General features: G+C 68.8%; 19 protein-coding genes. 4 read left to right on the plus strand and 15 right to left on the minus strand.

The features are described from left to right. Positions 1-21: 21 nt before the first annotated feature. The 3 genes from mftG to mftE are packed head-to-tail and all read right to left on the minus strand — an operon-like array spanning position 22 to position 3,595. Complete coding sequence (gene mftG, locus FFS52_RS16735; protein ID WP_137810337.1) at positions 22-1,362, minus strand: mycofactocin system GMC family oxidoreductase MftG; 1,341 nt, start codon at positions 1,360-1,362, stop codon at positions 22-24. Further along, a complete protein-coding gene (gene mftF / locus FFS52_RS16740) occupies positions 1,359-2,888 on the minus strand; it encodes a mycofactocin biosynthesis glycosyltransferase MftF (RefSeq protein WP_137810338.1) in 1,530 nt (509 codons plus the stop codon). Before mftF ends, mftG begins: the two co-directional genes overlap by 4 nt. Beyond that, positions 2,885-3,595 (minus strand): mycofactocin biosynthesis peptidyl-dipeptidase MftE, encoded by a 711-nt coding sequence (gene mftE, locus FFS52_RS16745; protein ID WP_137810339.1) that lies wholly within the window; start codon positions 3,593-3,595, stop codon positions 2,885-2,887. The genes mftF and mftE overlap by 4 nt, the downstream gene beginning before the upstream one ends. A gap of 180 nt (positions 3,596-3,775) precedes the next feature. Here mftE and FFS52_RS16750 point away from each other — a divergent pair, with 180 nt between their 5' ends. Continuing rightward, positions 3,776-4,888, plus strand: coding sequence for a CaiB/BaiF CoA-transferase family protein (locus tag FFS52_RS16750; protein WP_137810340.1), 1,113 nt, complete (start codon positions 3,776-3,778; stop codon positions 4,886-4,888). 166 nt (positions 4,889-5,054) lie between these two features. Here the strand turns inward: FFS52_RS16750 and FFS52_RS16755 are convergent, their stop codons facing one another. From FFS52_RS16755 to mftA, 5 genes are all read right to left on the minus strand, one after another. Then, entirely contained in the window at positions 5,055-5,867 is an 813-nt protein-coding gene (locus FFS52_RS16755; RefSeq protein ID WP_068970109.1) for a mycofactocin-coupled SDR family oxidoreductase, read from the minus strand. Between the two features lie 75 nt (positions 5,868-5,942). Then, the gene (mftD, locus tag FFS52_RS16760; RefSeq protein ID WP_137810341.1) at positions 5,943-7,142 is read right to left on the minus strand and encodes a pre-mycofactocin synthase MftD; all 1,200 of its coding nucleotides are present in this window, start codon (positions 7,140-7,142) and stop codon (positions 5,943-5,945) included. A 102-nt stretch (positions 7,143-7,244) separates the two neighbouring features. Next, positions 7,245-8,540, minus strand: coding sequence for a mycofactocin radical SAM maturase (gene mftC / locus FFS52_RS16765; protein ID WP_058252360.1), 1,296 nt, complete (start codon positions 8,538-8,540; stop codon positions 7,245-7,247). Between the two features lie 73 nt (positions 8,541-8,613). Further along, positions 8,614-8,964: a mycofactocin biosynthesis chaperone MftB gene (mftB, locus tag FFS52_RS16770; protein WP_137810342.1), complete on the minus strand. Its 351-nt coding sequence runs from the start codon at positions 8,962-8,964 to the stop codon at positions 8,614-8,616. Then, a complete protein-coding gene (gene mftA, locus FFS52_RS16775) occupies positions 8,964-9,071 on the minus strand; it encodes a mycofactocin precursor MftA (protein WP_058252362.1) in 108 nt (35 codons plus the stop codon). Before mftA ends, mftB begins: the two co-directional genes overlap by 1 nt. A gap of 158 nt (positions 9,072-9,229) precedes the next feature. On the opposite strand from mftA, the gene mftR reads away from it, so the two are divergent. The 3 genes from mftR to FFS52_RS16790 all read left to right on the plus strand — a co-directional run bounded on the left by mftR (position 9,230) and on the right by FFS52_RS16790 (position 11,479). Continuing rightward, positions 9,230-9,847: a mycofactocin system transcriptional regulator gene (mftR, locus tag FFS52_RS16780; RefSeq protein ID WP_058252363.1), complete on the plus strand. Its 618-nt coding sequence runs from the start codon at positions 9,230-9,232 to the stop codon at positions 9,845-9,847. A 131-nt stretch (positions 9,848-9,978) separates the two neighbouring features. Beyond that, on the plus strand, positions 9,979-11,037 hold the full coding sequence (locus FFS52_RS16785; protein ID WP_137810343.1) for a ferredoxin--NADP reductase: 1,059 nt from the start codon (positions 9,979-9,981) through the stop codon (positions 11,035-11,037). 52 nt (positions 11,038-11,089) lie between these two features. Next, positions 11,090-11,479, plus strand: a complete 390-nt coding sequence (locus tag FFS52_RS16790) for a hypothetical protein (protein WP_058252436.1) — start codon at positions 11,090-11,092, stop codon at positions 11,477-11,479. Positions 11,480-11,487: 8 nt separating this feature from the next. Here FFS52_RS16790 and FFS52_RS16795 read toward each other — a convergent pair whose 3' ends face one another. The 7 genes from FFS52_RS16795 to FFS52_RS16825 form a co-directional block, all read right to left on the minus strand. Next, positions 11,488-12,225, minus strand: a complete 738-nt coding sequence (locus tag FFS52_RS16795; protein ID WP_137810344.1) for a DNA alkylation repair protein — start codon at positions 12,223-12,225, stop codon at positions 11,488-11,490. 6 nt (positions 12,226-12,231) lie between these two features. After that, positions 12,232-13,425 carry an FAD-dependent oxidoreductase gene (locus tag FFS52_RS16800; protein WP_137810345.1) on the minus strand — a complete coding sequence of 398 codons (1,194 nt, stop codon included), beginning with the start codon at positions 13,423-13,425 and terminating at the stop codon, positions 12,232-12,234. 87 nt (positions 13,426-13,512) lie between these two features. Further along, positions 13,513-14,085, minus strand: coding sequence for a hypothetical protein (locus FFS52_RS16805; RefSeq protein WP_137810346.1), 573 nt, complete (start codon positions 14,083-14,085; stop codon positions 13,513-13,515). Continuing rightward, on the minus strand, positions 14,082-14,720 hold the full coding sequence (locus FFS52_RS16810) for a hypothetical protein (RefSeq protein ID WP_137810347.1): 639 nt from the start codon (positions 14,718-14,720) through the stop codon (positions 14,082-14,084). The genes FFS52_RS16805 and FFS52_RS16810 overlap by 4 nt, the downstream gene beginning before the upstream one ends. A 28-nt stretch (positions 14,721-14,748) precedes the next feature. Continuing rightward, a complete protein-coding gene (locus FFS52_RS16815; RefSeq protein WP_171011662.1) occupies positions 14,749-15,288 on the minus strand; it encodes a hypothetical protein in 540 nt (179 codons plus the stop codon). Beyond that, complete coding sequence (locus FFS52_RS16820; RefSeq protein WP_137810348.1) at positions 15,285-15,881, minus strand: hypothetical protein; 597 nt, start codon at positions 15,879-15,881, stop codon at positions 15,285-15,287. Before FFS52_RS16820 ends, FFS52_RS16815 begins: the two co-directional genes overlap by 4 nt. A gap of 11 nt (positions 15,882-15,892) precedes the next feature. Beyond that, positions 15,893-16,822: an SDR family oxidoreductase gene (locus FFS52_RS16825; protein WP_137810349.1), complete on the minus strand. Its 930-nt coding sequence runs from the start codon at positions 16,820-16,822 to the stop codon at positions 15,893-15,895. Positions 16,823-16,894 lie beyond the last annotated feature (72 nt).

Raw genomic sequence — 16,894 nt, forward strand, 5'->3', positions numbered from 1 at the left:
GAGGTGTCGGACTCGACCGCCTCACCGTTGCGCGAGTACATCACCGATCCGGCACGCCATCATCATGATCGTCGCGTGCGGGCCACTGCGCCCGCTGGTGGGCAGAATGGACCCGTCGACGATCCGGAGTCCGCGAACCCCGTACACCCCGCCGAGCCAATCGGTCCGGACACCCATCGGCATCGTCCCCCACGCGTGCTGGGAGAACCCCGCCTGGCCGGCGATCCGCACGCTCCCCGGGACGACGACGTCGGCGAACTCGGGCGCCCGCAGCATCTCCACGACCTCCGCGGCCGCCGCCCGCAGCGCGACGGCGGTGGCCGGGTCGGGTTCGTCGAACGCCAGCCGTACAGCGGCGCCGTCGGCGACGATCCGTACCGGCGAATGCCTCATCGCGGTCACCTCGACAATCGGACCCCACGCGCGCAGGCCGCGAATGTACGAGGCGAAATCATCTCGATAACAGCGAATCTCGATGCCGTCGTCGGTGTGCACCACCGTCGGCAACACCATGCCCGGCCCCGCCGGTGTCCGCCTGGCGTACGACACCGCCAGGCCTCGATGCTCCCCGGCACCCAGCGAACGGGCACCTGCGCGACCCTCGATGGCAAGTGCGGGCAACTCCGAACGCAACAGGATCCCCGCGGTGCCGAGGGTGCCCGCGGCGAGGATCACCTCGCCCGCGCCGACCGTGAGCGAGCCCGCGTGCACGCCCGTCACCGTCGTACCCCCGGCCGACGCCACACGGTCCACCGTGCAACCGGTCACGACCCGGAGGTTGGGTCGCGACAGCGCCGGGACGAGGTACGCGTCGGCCGCCGAGCGGCGCGCGAGCCCGCTCCGATTGATCGGCACCCGGTTGAGCCCGACCACCGGCCACCGCTGCGCGAGCGGACGGACCGGTGCCCGCGCCGTCCAGTAGCGCTCGAAAGCGGTTCCGGCGTCTCCGAGTTCGTCGTCGGCGACGGGTTCGACACCCATGGTGCCGCCGAGCGCGTCCAGTTCGTCGTACGCATCGGCGATGGCGTCAAGCCCCCACCCGGCCGGCCACGTTCCGAAGTCGTCGCGATGCCACCTGAGGAAGTACCCGCCGTTCACCGCCGACGAACCGCCGAGAGCCGACCCGCGGGCAGCCGACACCCCGAGGTTCGTGTCGTGGCGGACCGCGTGCGGGGCGGCGTCGTCGATCGGTAGCCGAGACAGCTCGAGGTCCGCGGGGGTCGGCAGGCCTCCCGGACCGCGTTCCAGCAGCACGACCGTACGGTCGGGGTTCCGCGAGAGCCGCTCGGCGAGCACGCATCCGGCGCTGCCGGCGCCGACGATGACGACGTCAGCGGTGAGCGACCGGTCGGTCGTCGTCATCGAGAGATGACCGGGCGCAACGCTTCCGGGTCTCGGTGGGTGATGACGCCTTGCCACAGGCCCGCACCGTAGGCCAGGTCGTCGAGCCGGTGCATGAGGATGTAGCGCAGCGGACCGAGCGTGGGCGGACTGGTCGGATCGGCGAGCAGATCCCGGACCCAGGACACCACCCCCTCGACGATCGCCACCTGCACGGCGAGGGTGCGGAAACGCTTCGACACGAGGGCGAGCAACACCGCCACCGGCCAATAGTGACGGCAGATGGCGTCCGCGGCCTGTAACAGTCCGAACCCGGCCGCTCGTCCGGTCATCTGCGCCGACACCAGCGGGGCCGACGGCAGATCGCCCAGCCGGCGCCGCATCCGAACCGCCAGATGGGTGAGGATGATCATCGCCAGGGCGGCACCGAACCGCGTCCGCGACAGCAACGCGACCACCGCGGCGGCCATCGGAACCGACATCTTCATCGGCGCCGCCCTGTCACCGTGCCGGGAGGCCAGGTGCGCGGCGCCGGTGCCGTAGAAACAGCGACGCGAGAGCACCGAGCGCAGGTCGGCGCGGTGCTCATGGGCCACACGAGCCACCGGGTCGTAACGGATCCGCCACCCCTCCGCGTGCATCCGCCAGCACGCGTCGACATCCTCGGCCACCCGTAACGACTCGTCGAAACCGCAGAAAGCGCTGCGCCGCACCACCATCGCGGCGCTGGGCACATACGGGGTCCGGGTCGAGGGCGCCACCGCGGACTCCTCGGGTCCCATGTCCAGGGAGGACCACCCGTTCTCGTACCGCTCGGCCAGCGATGACGCCACCGCCGCGTCGGACTGCAATCCGACGATGCGCGGTGCGACGAGCCCGACCGTGGGGTCGGAGAAGTGCGTCAGCAGGATGGTGAGCCAATCCGGGTCGGGCACGACGTCGGAGTCGAGGAATGCGACGAAGTCGGTCGTCGCGGCCTCCGCACCCGCGTTGCGCGCCGCGGACGGACCACGGTTGTCGTCGAAGCGCAGGACCCGCGCCGTGGGCCGGTCCACCACGATCGGGGTGGCGGAGCCGTCGTCCACGACGATGACCGTCAGCCCGTCGAGGGCGTCGAGCAGGCGATCGATGCCAACCTGGTTGTCCCGGACCGGGACGACCACGGTCACGTCCTGCGGCTGCGGTCCGAACATGGGCCGGGGATTGGCGATCCCCGCGTCCAGCAGTGCGCGCGCCAATCGTCGGGTCACGTTGTCGCACACCTCGATCCGACCGTCCTCGGAGGTCATCCCGAGTGCGGTGTCGGACATGCGCAGCAGCCGCGTCGGCGAACCGCCGACCAGATACCGGAAGTCGCCAGCCTTGGCACAGCGCAGGTCGATCTGCACCTGGAAGCCGTCGGGCAGATCGGTGCGCGGCCCCGGAGGCGCGTCGGCGTCCGAGTGCGCTCCTGGTTCGACGGACTCCGAGTCGTCCCGGGCGGAGGCGTCGTCCGCGTCCTGGTTCCCGGCCCAGCGTCGTGGGGCCGAGTCGTCGAGGGCCGTCATCCCAGGCGCCCCAGATCGTCGATCTGCCACGACTCCAGGGCGGCCCACAGGCGGTCGGTCACCCCGTCGACCAGACCCGCCCCCGTCTCGGCGCTTGCGCCCTCCGGGTCGCCGAGGACACCGTTGGGACTCACGGCGGCGACACCGCCCGACCGCATCGCCCCCATCAGCGCCCCCACCGGCTCCCGGTTGCCCGCCACGGCACGGTCGGGATCCACGACGGACGGCGAAACATGCAGCAGCACAGATGTTTCGGTGAATCCCGCGTGGGCGTCGGCGCCTTCGAAAGCGCACGGGAACCAGGCGACGTCCCGGCCCTCGTAGCGGAGTCGGGTCACCGCCTCGATCAGCGTCCTGGTGTTCCCGCCATGTCCGTTGACGAACACCACGCGCGCCGCCCATCGGCACGCACTGCGGCCGTACTCGACGAGGAGGCCGCGCAACGCCTCGTGTCCGATCGAGATGGTCCCGGCGAAGCCTTCGTGTTCACCGCTGGCGCCGTAGTTCAGGTCCGGTGCGCACAGGAGTCCAGAGGCCTCCGATCGCCCGCAGACGCGCTCGGCGATCGCCGCCGCGATACGCGTGTCGGTGTCGAGCGGGAGGTGGGGCCCGTGCTGCTCGACCGAACCGAGGGGCACCAGCAGGGTGATCACCTGCCCATCGAGGTCTGGCCAGTTGCACTGCCCCAACGCCGATGGCACCGTCATTCGACCAATGCTAGCGATGGTGCCTGCGAGTGTGTCGGTCTCGCCCGAAAAACGGAGCGAAAAACGCGTCCAGATGTCGCGAACCACCACTCTGACGAGCGTTCGATCGGTTGTGGAATGCTGAGAGCATCCAGTGACACCTGACACAGTGCGCGAACAACGATCGGGAGGACGACACCCATGAGCAGTGCCACACCACACGACAGCGGCAAGCCCGGCCCACTGAGTTCGATCCGGGTCATCGAGTTCGCCGGTATCGGCCCCGGTCCGCATGCCGCCATGCTGCTGGCCGATCTCGGCGCCGACGTCGTGCGCGTTCAGCGCCCGGGGTCGCTGCCCAAGCCCGGCCGCAACGCCGATGCTCTGCTCCGCGGCCGACGCGTCGTCGAGGCCAACCTCAAGGACGACAACGACCGGGAGACCATTCTCGGCCTCGTCGCCAAGGCCGATGTGATCCTCGAGGGTTTCCGTCCCGGCGTGATGGAACGGCTCGGACTCGGACCCGACGACCTCGAGAAGGTCAATCCCGGCCTCGTCTACGGGCGCATGACCGGCTGGGGACAGGACGGACCCCGTGCCAACCTCGCCGGCCACGACATCAACTACATCTCGCTCACGGGCATGCTGCACGCCATCGGACGCAAGGACGATCGTCCCGTGCCCCCGCTCAACCTGGCCGGTGACTTCGGCGGCGGTTCGATGTTCCTCGTCGTGGGTGTGCTCGCGGCACTGCTCGAGCGCGGGGCCTCCGGCCGGGGACAGGTCGTCGACGCGGCCATGGTCGACGGCGCTTCCGTTCTGGGACAGATGATGTGGGCGTTCCGCGGCACCGGACTGTGGAGCGACACCCGGGGTGTGAACATGCTCGACACCGGCGCTCCGTACTACGAGGTCTACGAGACCTCGGACGGCAAGTACATGGCGGTCGGCGCGATCGAGCCGCAGTTCTACGCCGAGCTGCTCAAGGGCCTCGAACTCACCGACGCCGACCTGCCGGACCAGAACGACATCGCCCAGTGGGGCAAGCTGAAGGAGATCTTCACCGAGACCTTCAAGTCGCGTACCCGCGACGAATGGGCCGCGGTCTTCGAGGGCACCGACGCCTGCACCTCGCCGGTCCTCACTTTCGCCGAGGCACCCGCCGACGCCCACATGGCCGCCCGCGCCAACCTCGTCGACATCGACGGCGTGACCCAGGCCCAGGTGGCACCGCGCTTCTCGCGCACCAAGCCGGAGACCCCCACGGGCCCGACCACCGAGGCGACCGATCCGTCGACGCTCTGGGCCGACTGAGGATCCCGCCGCTCATTGCTCCCTGAGGTGCGAGGAGCGAAGGCGACGAGCCACGAAGGGCGACAACTCACGTCGCCCTTCGTGGCTCGCTTCGCTCGCACCACAGGGAGCAGATGAATCGGCCACTCGCCCTCGAACGCAGGGGTTCTTCCGCGGCCGCGCGGCGTCAGACCTTCGAATGCCCCATGTCGATCTGGAACTCGGCCGCGGTGATCCCCTTGGCGCTGTCGGACGCGAGGTAGAGGACGGCGTCGGAGATCTCGTCGAGCGCGGCGACCGGATGGTAGTCGAGGATCGACGTGAAATGCGGGTTGACCCAAGGGATTCCGAAGATCCGGTGGGCCTCGGTGTCAGCCACACCCATCGGGGTGTCGACCGCGTACGGGTGCACGCTGTTCACCCGGATGCGGTGATGCCCGAGCTCTTTGGCGGTCGTCTGCGTCAGTCCGACGAGGCCGTACTTCGACGCCGAGTACGACGCCTGCATCGGCATCGCCTTCAGGCCCGCAACCGAACTGATCACGGTGATCGAGCCGCCGTTGGCCGCCTCGAGCATTGCCGGGATGGTGGCCTTCAGCGTCTTCCACGCACCGACGAGATTGATGTCGACGACGTCGGTGAACTGTTCTTCACTGAGCTCCCAGACCTTGCCCCAGGTCAGCACGCCGGCGTTGGCGACCACGTGGTCGAGCCGGCCGAACTGCTCGACGGCGTCGGCCACGAGCTGCTGCTGGAAGGCAAGGTCCCGCGTGTCACCCTGTCGCGCAAGGATCTTCCCACCGACGCCCTCGACGAGACGGATCGTCTCGGCGAGGTCGTCGGCGGTGGCCGCGGGGTAGGTCGCATGGTCGATGATCGGACCCGCGATGTCCAGGCCGACGATCGCGGCCCCCTCGCGAGCGAACCGGATCGCGTGGTTGCGACCTTGACCCCGGGCGATGCCGGTGATGTAGACGACCTTGCCGTCGAACTGTCCCATGGCAGAACTGTAACACGTTCTAGTTCTGCTTCCCCAGGGTTCGCGGGCACATCCCCAGCGTCATCTGAGGACGGGTCAGATGCTCCCGAACGAGCGGGTGAAACCGTCGGGAACGACGAGGTCGGCGGCCGACAGCTCGTGCACGCTCTTGTGCCCGAGACCCATCAGCACACCGTCGAGCCCCATGCGCAGGAGATCCAGAACGTTCTCCACGCCGGCCTGGCCGTTGGCCGCGAGCCCCCAGAGGTAGGCACGGCCGATCATGACCGCGCGGGCCCCGAGCGCCAGCGCTTTGGCCACATCGCTGCCGCGACGGATCCCGCCGTCGAGCAGGACCTCGATGTCGTTGCCCACCGCGGCCGCGATGTCGGGAAGGAGGCGGATCGTCGCCGGCGTGCCGTCGAGATTGTTACCGCCGTGATTGGAGACCGAGAGCGCCGACGCACCGATGTCGACGGCTCGCTTGGCATCGTCGAGACGGGTGATGCCCTTGACCATGAACGGCCCATCCCACTGCTCGCGCAACCACTTCAGGTCCTCCCAGGTGGGCGGCGGGGTGCTCATCCAGGACCCGTAGGCGCCGAAGAAGGTGGGCCCGGGCACACCCTGCGGTGTGAGGTTGGGTGCGGTCAGGTCGGGAATGTTGATCTTGCCGCCCTTGACCCAGTCGAGCGCGTAACGCGGCTTGACCGCGATCTCGGGTCCCAGCCGCAGCAGCGCCTTGAGGTCGACCTTCTCCGGGATCTCCGGGCTACCCCAATCGCGACCGACGTTGAAGACCCAATCTGTCGTGACTATCAGGCCTTTCGCGCCTGCCGCTTTCGCGCGCTCGGCGCGGGCCAAGATCTCCTCGCGGCTGCCCAGCCAGTAGATCTGGAAGTGCACCTTGCCGTTGACGGCGGTTACCTCTTCGACCGCGTGCGAGGCGAAACTCGACAGTCCCATCGCCGTGCCCCGTGCCGCGGCGGCGCGGGCCACCGCGACCTCACCGTCCGGGTCGACGGCCTGCACGCCGGTCGGCGAGATCATGACCGGGAACGAGATCTCCTGACCCATCACCGTTGTCGTCATCTCGCGGTCGGCCTGCGCACCGACGACATGCGGTGCCCAGCCCAGTTCGGAGAACGCGCGGACGTTGTCGTCGACGGTGACACCCGCCTGCGTGCCGGCGACGAGCGACGAGTACACCGATTTGGGCAGACGCTTCTTGGCCCGTCGCTGTGCTTCGGTGACGGTCTCGAACCAGGGATTTCGGGCCCAGGGGTTGGCAGACATGTGCTTCCTACTCATTCATCCATCCGTGAGCACCGGCCGGCACTCAGGGAGACGGGGCGCCGATTCTGACGACGGCGCGCCCCGTGGTGTACCGCGGGCGATCTACCGCGCGGCGGGGGTGAACCCGGCGAGCGGGTTCTCATCACAGGACTTCGTGGGGCGCGACGCGACCGGCGTCAAGTCGCCGTCGGGGCGCCGGGTCATCAACGTCAACGGTGTACCGCGCGAATGATCCTTGTTCGCAGTCGGTTTCGTGCGATCACCGGCAAGGAGCTCCTCACCGTAGCCCTGCACACACTCCGGGTCGGGGCCGGCCAACGGCAGACCGGTGAAGAACTTCGCCGCCATACACCCGCCGCGGCAGGCGTCGAAATGCGCGCACTTGGTGCACGCGCCGGCGTTCTGCGGTTCGCGCAATTCGGTGAACAGGTCCGACCGCTGCCAGATCTCCTGGAAACCGCCGTCGGACAGGATGTTCCCGGCGAGGAAGTTCTCGTGGATCGCGAACGGGCACGCGTACACGTCGCCGACCGGGTCGATGAGGCAGACCACGCGTCCCGCACCACACAGATTGAGGCCGGGGAGGCCGCCGCCGGAATCGGAACCGAACGCCGACAGATGGAAGAACGAGTCACCCGTCAGCACTCGATCACCGTGTGCGACAAGCCAGTCGTAGAGTTCGCGCTGCTGGTGCGGCAACGGATGCAGGTCATCCCACACGTCGGCGCCCCGGCCGGAGGGACGCAACCGGGTGATGCGCAGCGTGGCGTTGTAGCGGTCGGCGAGCGCCTTGAACTCGTCGAGTTGCGCGACGTTCTGTCGTGTCATGACGACGCTGATCTTGGCGTCGGCGAAACCCGCCTCTGCCAGGTTCTCCAGCGCACGGACGGCCATGTCGAACGAACCCGGACCGCGGACCGCGTCGTTGACCTCCGCGGTCGCCCCGTCCAGCGAGATCTGGACGTCGACATAATCCGACGCCGCGAGTCTCGCGGCCACCTTCTTGTCGATGCGCAGGCCGTTGGTGGAGAACTTCACCCCCACCTGATGGCTGGTGGCGTAGTCGACGAGCTCCCAGAAGTCCGGGCGAACGGTCGGTTCGCCGCCGCCGATGTTGACGTAGAAGACCTGCATCCGCTGCAGCTCGTCGATGATCGCCTTGCACTGTTCGGTGGACAGCTCGCGGGGATCGCGTTTGCCCGACGACGACAGACAGTGCACGCACGCGAGGTTGCACGCATAGGTCAGTTCCCAGGTGAGGCAGATGGGCGCGTCGAGACCCTTCTCGAACTGGTCGACGAGCCGGCCGACCTTCGGCACCTCGCCTGCGGTGGGCGCGGGCGCCCGGAGTGCACTCGCGAATTCGGTTGCTGTGGGCGGCATCTCGATGGTCGTCATCGTTGAGGTCCTTGCATTCGGGGCTGGCGGTTCGGGACTGGGACGTCCGGGCCGGGACGTCGGGCCTGATCGCTCAGGAGCGGGGCACGATCATGCCGCTGTCGGCGAGCGCGGTGAGCGCCTGCAGGTACAGGGGACGTTGGGCGGGCGAGATCCCGGCGGCGAAGAGGGCGGCCTCCGCCGAGTCGTGGTCGGCGAGCGATTGCACGATGCCGACGACGGTGAGGTTCTTGAGGAACGACAGCTTGCGCGTACCGAAGTGGTACAGCAGCGCGCCGAACGGTTCCGGCCGCAGAGCGACCTTCGGATTGAGCCGCCACGGCTCGAGCGTGTCGAAACCGGGCGCCTCGGCTGGGGTGTCGAACCGGACCCCGGCGACCGCGGAACGGTCGCCGGAGATCGGATTCGATGTCGGGGCTGACATCAGTAGACCCCGCACATCCCGTCGATCGAGACCTCTTCGACGAGTGACTCGGCGAGGAGTTCGGTGTCGTTCGAGCTGTGACTGGTCGCAGCGGACTGATCTGCCATGATCCATACCTCCTGGTTGGTGGGTTAGTGATGTGGATCACGACACACTATAGTGGCACTCGGTGCAGAAATCCAGCGTTCGCGAGCGAACTGCCCGAATGGCCAGGTGGACGGTTCTGTCGATCCGGACGACACCGGTCCCATAGGCTGAGGTCCCGATGACCACGAAGATGCGCGGTGACGAGCCCGCACGTACCCCGCCGGGCCGGCGCCCCATCACGTCGCGTGCGCAGATCAGCGCACTCGCGATCCGCCTCTTCACCACCCAGGGCTTCGAGGACACCAGCGTCGACGACATCGCCGAGGCGGCCGGGATAGCCCGGCGCACACTGTTCCGGTATTACTCGTCGAAGAACGAGATCCCCTGGGGCGAGTTCGACGACCATCTCCTCGAACTACGCACCCTCCTCGCCGGTATCCCGCCCGAGACGCCGATGGCGCAGGCCCTCGTCGACGCCCTCGTCTCGTTCAACCGGGTGCCCGCCGAGGAACTCGACAACCATCGCCGACGTATGTCCCTCCTCCTCGGGGTGCCTGCGCTGCAGGCACATTCGATGATCGTCTATGCCGACTGGCGTCAGGTCATCGCCGAGTTCTGCGCGACCCGGCTGGGCGTCGATGTCCGCGATCACCTGCCGCAGACCATCGGCTGGCTGTGTCTCGGTGCCGCCCTCGCCGCGTACGAGAAATGGCTCGACGACCCCGATGCCGACCTGGAGACGCTCATCGAGTCCGGCGCGCGCACCGTGGCCGACGGCGTGGCGGCCCTGGCGTGACTACGCTGGCAACGGCCGCACGGGATCGACCGCTAGCCCCTCGTGGGAACACCGGTCGTTGCGCTAGGCTGAAGTAGAACGTGTTCTAATTTGGGCCGGGGTGCCGGTCCTCGACGGCGGAGACTGCGCACATGTCTGACCTGACCCCTCACGGTTCACGCAGCGTGATCCTCACGGTGTCCGAGGTGATCGACGAGACGGCCGAGGCCAAGTCCATCGCCTTCGAGGTACCCGAGGCCTCGCCGAAGCCGTTCACCGATTACAAACCGGGGCAGTTCCTCACGCTACGGATTCCGAGCGAGCAGACCGGCTCGGTCGCGCGCTGCTACTCCCTCGCGTCGTCGCCGTTCACCGACCCGCGGCCCAAGGTGACCGTGAAGCGCACCGCCGACGGCTACGGATCCAACTGGGTGTGCGACAACCTCTCCCCCGGCACCCAGGTCGAGGTGCTGCCGCCGTCGGGCGTGTTCACCCCGAAGTCCTATGACACCCCATTGCTGCTCATCGCGGCGGGCAGCGGTGTCACGCCGGTGATGTCGATCCTCAAGGCGGCCCTCGAGAAGGGCGACGCACCGATCGTCTTCTTCTATGCCAACCGGGACGTCGCCGACGTGATCTTCGCCACCGAACTCCGAGAACTCCTGGCCGCCCACCCAAATCGGCTCACCCTCGTCCACTGGCTCGAATCACTCCAGGGTCTGCCGAGTGCGGCCGCTCTGGCAACGGCTTTCGCGCCCTACGCGACGTCGCACGTCGCCTACATGTGCGGACCGGGCCCGTTCATGGATGCCGTCCACAAGGGTCTGTCGGACGCGAACTTCCCGCACCACAACGTCCACACCGAGGTCTACAACTCGCTGTCCGGCGACCCGTTCGCCGACGTCGAACTCGGCGAGGTGAGTGAGGAGGAGCAGGCGGGTGCCGCCACCGTCGAGGTCGAGCTCGACGGTGAGACCCACACCCTGACCTGGCCTCGCTCACGAACTCTCGTCGACATCATGCTCGCCGCCGGACTCGATGCGCCGTATTCCTGCCAGGAGGGTGAGTGCGGTTCGTGCGCCTGCACTCTCACCGAGGGCAGCGTCGACATGGACAACGCCGGCGCGCTCGACCCCGAGGACATCGAGGACGGATACATCCTCGGCTGTCAGGCGCATCCGACATCGGACACGCTGAAGGTCGAATTCTGACAGAGTGGTTCGAGTTCGTGCAGTCACCGGTCCATCGAAGGAGAACGACGACGTGAGCACCATCCGCGGTTCCCGGCTCGACCCCGTCCAGCTCGCCCGTGGCCTCGCCGCGATGCTCATCAGCATCGGAGTGCTCCACTTCGTGGCACCCAAACCGTTCGACGAGATCATCCCGGAGGAGATCCCCGGCGACCCGCGCACGCTGACCTATGCTTCCGGTGTTGCCGAGATCGGTTTGGGCGCTGCACTTCTCGCTCCGAAGACCCGACGCGCCGCCGGCGCGGCGTCCGTGCTGCTGTTCCTCGCCGTCTACCCCGCCAACATCAACATGGTCCGGCTGTGGTGGGACCGGCCGCTGCCCTACAAGATCGTCGCCCTGGCCCGGTTGCCGTTCCAGTTCCCGATGATCTGGGCCGCCGCGAAGGTCGCACGCGAGGGCTGACCCTGTCGTCACAGATTCCGGAGGGCGCGGTAGTGGGCACGCTCCTCCGGGGTCCGGTGCTCGAGCGCGTATGACAGTGCGGTGCGGCCCATCCGGGCAGCGTTGTCGTCCAGGTAGCCGAGCAGGACGGTCTCGTCGACTCGTTTGCCGACCTCCCGCAGCATCCAGCCGAATGCCTTCTGGATGAGATCCCGTCGGTCGTCGCGGACGAGCGGCGCCACCGCGAGCAGTGCCGCCGAGTCGCCGTGCTTGATGAAGGCGAAGGTCGCGATCACCCCCACCCGGCGCCGCCACAGATCATCGTCCCGTGCGTGTTGCAGGACGAGATCGAGTTCGCCGCTGCGCCGGCAGTATTCGCCGAGGACGGGATCGGCGGACGAGTCGACGAGATCCCAGTTGTTCACCCGGCCGCGGCGCACCGCGTCGAGGTAGAGGTCGACCCAGCCCTTGCCGTCGCCGCCGCGGCGTAGCTCGCGTTCGAACTCCTCACGCAGGAGGAACAATGCGATCAGGCGATGCTCGTGGATCGGTGAGTCGAGCAACTCGACGACCTGATCCGGCGCGATGCCGCGGAACCCTTTCGCGAGCTTCCGTTGTACGGGTACCCGGATTCCGAGGAATTCGTCGCCCTCCCCGTATCCCCCCGGTCGGGCCTGGAAGAACGCGGCCTGGCCGATTGCGAGTTCCGGGTCGGCCACCTCGGCTGCCGCATCACGCACCTGCGCGGCGGTGGGCGCGTCCGACATGCGTCGTCACAGCAGATCTGCGACGGGCGTGGGGGTCTGCAGCTTCGGCCGGGTCTTCATCACGGCACCCACCTTGCCGGCGCCCACCACCCCGGTGAGCACGCCGTCCCGGCTGTAGTAGGCAACGAACTTCTTCCCGTCGTCGTCGACGACGTGGACCTCGTCATCGGCGCGCGGGGAGCCGAGTACCTGGATCTTGACGTCGAACTGGTCGCTCCAGAAATACGCGACCGACGCGGTGACCGCGTCGCCACCGGTGATCTGGTGCGCGACGACCGAGGCCTGCTCGACCGTGTGGTTCCAGTGCTCGACGCGTTTCGGCCGCCCGTCCTCGTCGAGCCAGTTCGCCACGTCACCGAGGGCGTAGACGTTCGCGGCGCTGGTGTGTCCGGTTGCATCACAGGCGATTCCGCCCCCGACCTCGCGGGCGGCGAGCTCGATACCCGACCCGTCCAGGTACCCGGTCACCGGGGTCGAACCGATACCGACGACGACGATGTCGGCGGGCAGGGTGGTGCCGTCGGTGAGTTCGACCGCGCTGACCCGCCCGTCGGACACGTCGATCTTCGCGACCCCGACCCCGGTCCGCAGATCGATGCCGTTGGCCACGTGCAACCGCGACACCAGGGCGCCGATCCGCTCCCCCAGCGCCACGGCGAGCGGCGTCGGAGCCGGTTCGACGAGGCTGACCGCCAGTCCGCGGGCCGAGAGGCCGGCCGCCACCTCGCATCCGATGAAGCCGGCGCCGATGACGACTGCGGTGCTCGCGGAATCGATCTCGCCACGCAGCGCCACCGCGTCGTCGTAGGTGCGGAGCACGTGCGCGCCTCGGACGTTCTCCGTGAGGCCGGGAAACGGCCGTGGATCGAGCCCGGTCGCCAGTACGAGGGTGTCGTAGGCGACGGTGGCGCCGGAGGCCAGCGTGATCGTCCGGTCCGTCGGTGCCACCGCGGTCACCGCTTCACCGAGTCGCAGCGTGATGTCGGAGTCCTCGTAGAACTCTGCGGGTTTGAGATCGACCCGGTCGTCCTTGCCCAGCAGCACCGACTTCGACAGCGGCGGACGGTCGTACGGTGGATGCGCTTCGGCTCCGACGAGGGTGATCGGATCGGTGAAGCCGTTGTTCCGCAGGTTCTCCGCGACCCGGATCCCGCCGAGTCCGGCCCCGATGATCACCACACCCGCGCTCGATGCACTCATCTCTCGTCCCCTTTTCGTCATCCCACCCGCGAGCACCCGTCTGCGCCGGCGGTCGCGCGGACCGCCCGGGGCCGGGCATCTCGTGTCTCAACGGGTCACGTCGCCGACCGGTTGCAGGTCGGACAGCAGCCAATTCCCGTCGACCTTACGCATAAGTGCCCACCGGGCGATAGAGGTCGTCTCGGCCGGTGGACGGCTCGCGGCACCCGGTGCCGGTGAACCGGACCCGGCTGTCACCCGCTGGTCGGCGAAGACGAGCACCCGGGCGCGTTCCGAGTCGCCCTCCTGCAGTCCGGCACCGACGACCTCGCCGGTCACCGACAACGCTGATGCACGGACGCCGGGAACCACGACGTCGGTACCGCGGTTCCGGTACTCCAGGCGTAGCGGGTCGGTCAGCAACGCGTCGGTCGCCTGCCGCCGGTCGGCGGGGTCGTCGGGCGAATAGGTCAGAAGCGCACTCACGGCAGCCGCAGCCGCGCTGAGGATCTCGCTGCGTTGCGCCTCGGTCGGGTCGGGATCGGGGCGCAGGGTCGCGGCGCCCGCGATCGCCGCGACCACCAGGGATACCGCCGATGCGGCGATGAGAAGCCGCATGCGGATGCGTTGGGTTCGACTCGGCTGTGCCGGTAGCAGGACCCGGTCGTCGGCGGCGCTCATGGACGCCTCGCCTCGGCGATCTTCCAGCCGCCGTCGGTGCGCGTCATGGTGATCAGCGCCGTGATCCGCTCTCCGGTGGTGTCGATCTCCGAACCGTCCCCCGACCCGCCCAGGAGCGCCGGGCTCGTCGCGTCGGCGACGACGAGCACGTCCACGCTGCCACCGATGTCGTCGGACGACGGATCGGTGACGAGCCCGGCCGAGATCACTTGCCCGACACTCGAACCCCGTTGCCCGCCCACCTCTGTCACCAGTGCCTCCCGGGCGGCGTCGATCCGTTGCAGCTGCGGTCCGGTGCTCACCTCCGCCACGCGTGCCACGTAGCCTTCGGGGTCGGCCGGGTCGGCGGTCAGCATGACGGTGACGGCGCCGCGGGCGGATGCGAGCACGTCGTCCTGCAACTCGGTCGCCGCCTGCTGGCCGCGGATCTGCCACGCAAGAAAGCCGGCGACGCCAACGAGGACGACCACCGCGATCGCTGCTCCGACGAGAGTCCGGCGCACCGTCTGTGTCCGGCGTGCCGCACGCGCCCGGAGCGCCGGCGCGGCGACGATCCGGGCGGTGCGCGCCCGTCGGGTCGCCGCGTCGACCCGGGCGCGGGCGAGTTCGATTCGCGTGGTGATGGTCTCGGTCATCGCCGCACCCGCAGATTCCGGTGGACGATCATCCGATCACATCCGCCGCCGCGAGGAGCCATGTGTCGTCCGACCGCGCGTAGCGGGCCAGGACCGTGCGTTGGACGGTCGTCGCGGGCCCGGTGGCCGGACGTATTGTCACCGCGACGCGCAGCAGCGCCTCCCCCTCCGCGGCGTCGACCGCGACGATGCTGACGACCTCGGGGCGCCAGGTCACCGACGACGTCCCCTCGGGCGGGGGCCGATCGAGCTGGGCCCCGTAGCTGTCGGTGAACTCGTCGGCGACCCGCTCCCGCGCCCGCGTCCGGTCCTGCTGCCAGCGGTCCGCATCGACCGAGAAGACGTCCGCGACGATCGTTCCCGCCTGTGCTCGCAACTGGTCTCGGCTCTCCGTGACGTCGGAGCCCGTGCGGTGCGAATTCCACAGGGTGAGCACCACGACGAGCGTCGCGACCAGGACAACCGCCGCGATCGCGAGGCGGATGGTGGCACCTCGCACCCCGATGGGCCGGGTAGTTCCGCGTCCCGGGACCGGCTCGACGCCCGGGGTGTGAGTCGGTGGCGTCATGGAAGGTACTGCACCGCACTCAGTTTCAGCGTGTCGTCGGCCGGTGTGATGAGCACCCGCAACCGGAATCTGCGCGCCTGGTCGCCGGTCTCGGCCGGCGCCGCCCCACCGGTGAAGACGACGGTGGCCGCGACGAGGACCGTGGCGGTGTCGCCGGTCCGGACGGAGATCCCCGTGCCGTCGACGGAGGACTGCGCGACGGTGCCGTTGGCCCGGATGAATTCGGTGTAACTGTCGGCGGATTGGGCGAACTCGTCGTAGAAGGTGCCGGTGGCGCCGGCCAGGATGCGCTGGGCGCGCCGATCGTCTCGGCTGTTCGGGGCGATGAGCACCGCAACCCGGTCGGCCGCCGCCGACTGGAGTTCGGCGTCGGAGTACCGCTCACGGTCTCGCTGCCACGCGGTCACCACCACCCCCGCGAGCACGAGCGCGACGACGAGGACCACGACCGCGACGACCCACCGGAGCCGCGACAGGCGCCGACGGAGTCCGGCCTCGACCTCAAGGGTGTGCAGATCGTCCAGTGCCTCGCACAGCTCGCGCCTCGCGGCCCGGTCGGCGGACACCTCCCGCACCCCCGATCGAGCACCCATGCCGTCCCTCTTCACGACGACAGGGGCGTGCTCTCCTGGGGCTGCGTCAGACTGTCGCCCGGCGCCCGGGTGTCGACCTTCTCACCGCGGATCCGGCTCGAATAGGCCGCGCGCGCCTGCTGGTCGGGGCTCAGGAAGATCGAGTCCAGCTTGGTCAACCGGCGCGACCACCGCTTCATCGCCTGCGGGAACAACGCGCCCGACTCCGCCCACCGCATCGACCGGGGCGCGTAGACGCGGACCACCGGCCGCGCGATCGTCTGCACGACGATCGACGCCACCTCGCCGGGCTCGACGGTCTGGATGAACTTGTTGGTCTGCAGGCCGGAGATCAGGGCGGTTCGCGTGAACGTGGGGAGTACCGCGCTGACGGCGACGCCCTGCGGTTCCAGCTCGGCGCCCAGCGCCTCGGAGAACTCGATGACGGCTGCCTTGGCGCCGTTGTAGATGGTGAGGCCGGGGGTGGGTATGCGCCCGGCCGTCGATGCGATGTTCACGATGTGGCCGGTCCGGCGGGGCGCCATCCGGCGGGCCGCCTCCTGGCATCCGATGATCACGCCCAGGACGTCGATCTCGTAGGTCCGGCGGATGATCGTGTCGTCGTAGGAGAGGAACGGTCCGACCGGCATGATCCCGGCGTTGTTCACGAGCACGTCGATCGGTCCGAGCCGGTTTTCGACCTCGGTCAGGAACGCATCGAAGGACTCGCGTTTGGTCACGTCCACCTCGATGCCCTCGCAACCGAGGTCGGCGGCGGCCTTGCCCACCGCCTCGGAATCCACATCACCGATCGCGACCCTGGCCCCCGCCTCGGACAGCTGGGTCGCGGTCTCGAATCCGATGCCACGCGCGCCGCCGGTGATGACCACGACCTTGTCCCGTAGCGCGGCGCGGATCGCGTCGTGGTCGGGTGTGCTGGACAGCTTGTCACGCAGACTCATTGGATCTCCTTCGGTAAATGCGAACTTCAGACGAGAGGAACCGGGCCGGCGTGGCCCGTCATCTCCGGTGGG

The organism is Gordonia sp. ALPHA1B1, from assembly GCF_005502615.1.
In the GTDB taxonomy this organism is placed as follows: Bacteria; Actinomycetota; Actinomycetes; order Mycobacteriales; family Mycobacteriaceae; genus Gordonia; species Gordonia hongkongensis.

Excerpts from the sequence above, each read along its gene's own strand:
- mftG (WP_137810337.1), bottom strand. The coding sequence starts at position 1,362 with ATGACGACGACCGACCGGTCGCTCACCGCTGACGTCGTCATCGTCGGC.
- mftF (WP_137810338.1), bottom strand. The coding sequence starts at position 2,888 with ATGACGGCCCTCGACGACTCGGCCCCACGACGCTGGGCCGGGAACCAG.
- mftE (WP_137810339.1), bottom strand. The coding sequence starts at position 3,595 with ATGACGGTGCCATCGGCGTTGGGGCAGTGCAACTGGCCAGACCTCGAT.
- FFS52_RS16750 (WP_137810340.1), top strand. The coding sequence starts at position 3,776 with ATGAGCAGTGCCACACCACACGACAGCGGCAAGCCCGGCCCACTGAGT.
- FFS52_RS16755 (WP_068970109.1), bottom strand. The coding sequence starts at position 5,867 with ATGGGACAGTTCGACGGCAAGGTCGTCTACATCACCGGCATCGCCCGG.
- mftD (WP_137810341.1), bottom strand. The coding sequence starts at position 7,142 with ATGTCTGCCAACCCCTGGGCCCGAAATCCCTGGTTCGAGACCGTCACC.
- mftC (WP_058252360.1), bottom strand. The coding sequence starts at position 8,540 with ATGACGACCATCGAGATGCCGCCCACAGCAACCGAATTCGCGAGTGCA.
- mftB (WP_137810342.1), bottom strand. The coding sequence starts at position 8,964 with ATGTCAGCCCCGACATCGAATCCGATCTCCGGCGACCGTTCCGCGGTC.
- mftA (WP_058252362.1), bottom strand. The coding sequence starts at position 9,071 with ATGGCAGATCAGTCCGCTGCGACCAGTCACAGCTCGAACGACACCGAA.
- mftR (WP_058252363.1), top strand. The coding sequence starts at position 9,230 with ATGACCACGAAGATGCGCGGTGACGAGCCCGCACGTACCCCGCCGGGC.
- FFS52_RS16785 (WP_137810343.1), top strand. The coding sequence starts at position 9,979 with ATGTCTGACCTGACCCCTCACGGTTCACGCAGCGTGATCCTCACGGTG.
- FFS52_RS16795 (WP_137810344.1), bottom strand. The coding sequence starts at position 12,225 with ATGTCGGACGCGCCCACCGCCGCGCAGGTGCGTGATGCGGCAGCCGAG.
- FFS52_RS16800 (WP_137810345.1), bottom strand. The coding sequence starts at position 13,425 with ATGAGTGCATCGAGCGCGGGTGTGGTGATCATCGGGGCCGGACTCGGC.
- FFS52_RS16805 (WP_137810346.1), bottom strand. The coding sequence starts at position 14,085 with ATGAGCGCCGCCGACGACCGGGTCCTGCTACCGGCACAGCCGAGTCGA.
- FFS52_RS16810 (WP_137810347.1), bottom strand. The coding sequence starts at position 14,720 with ATGACCGAGACCATCACCACGCGAATCGAACTCGCCCGCGCCCGGGTC.
- FFS52_RS16815 (WP_171011662.1), bottom strand. The coding sequence starts at position 15,288 with ATGACGCCACCGACTCACACCCCGGGCGTCGAGCCGGTCCCGGGACGC.
- FFS52_RS16820 (WP_137810348.1), bottom strand. The coding sequence starts at position 15,881 with ATGGGTGCTCGATCGGGGGTGCGGGAGGTGTCCGCCGACCGGGCCGCG.
- FFS52_RS16825 (WP_137810349.1), bottom strand. The coding sequence starts at position 16,822 with ATGAGTCTGCGTGACAAGCTGTCCAGCACACCCGACCACGACGCGATC.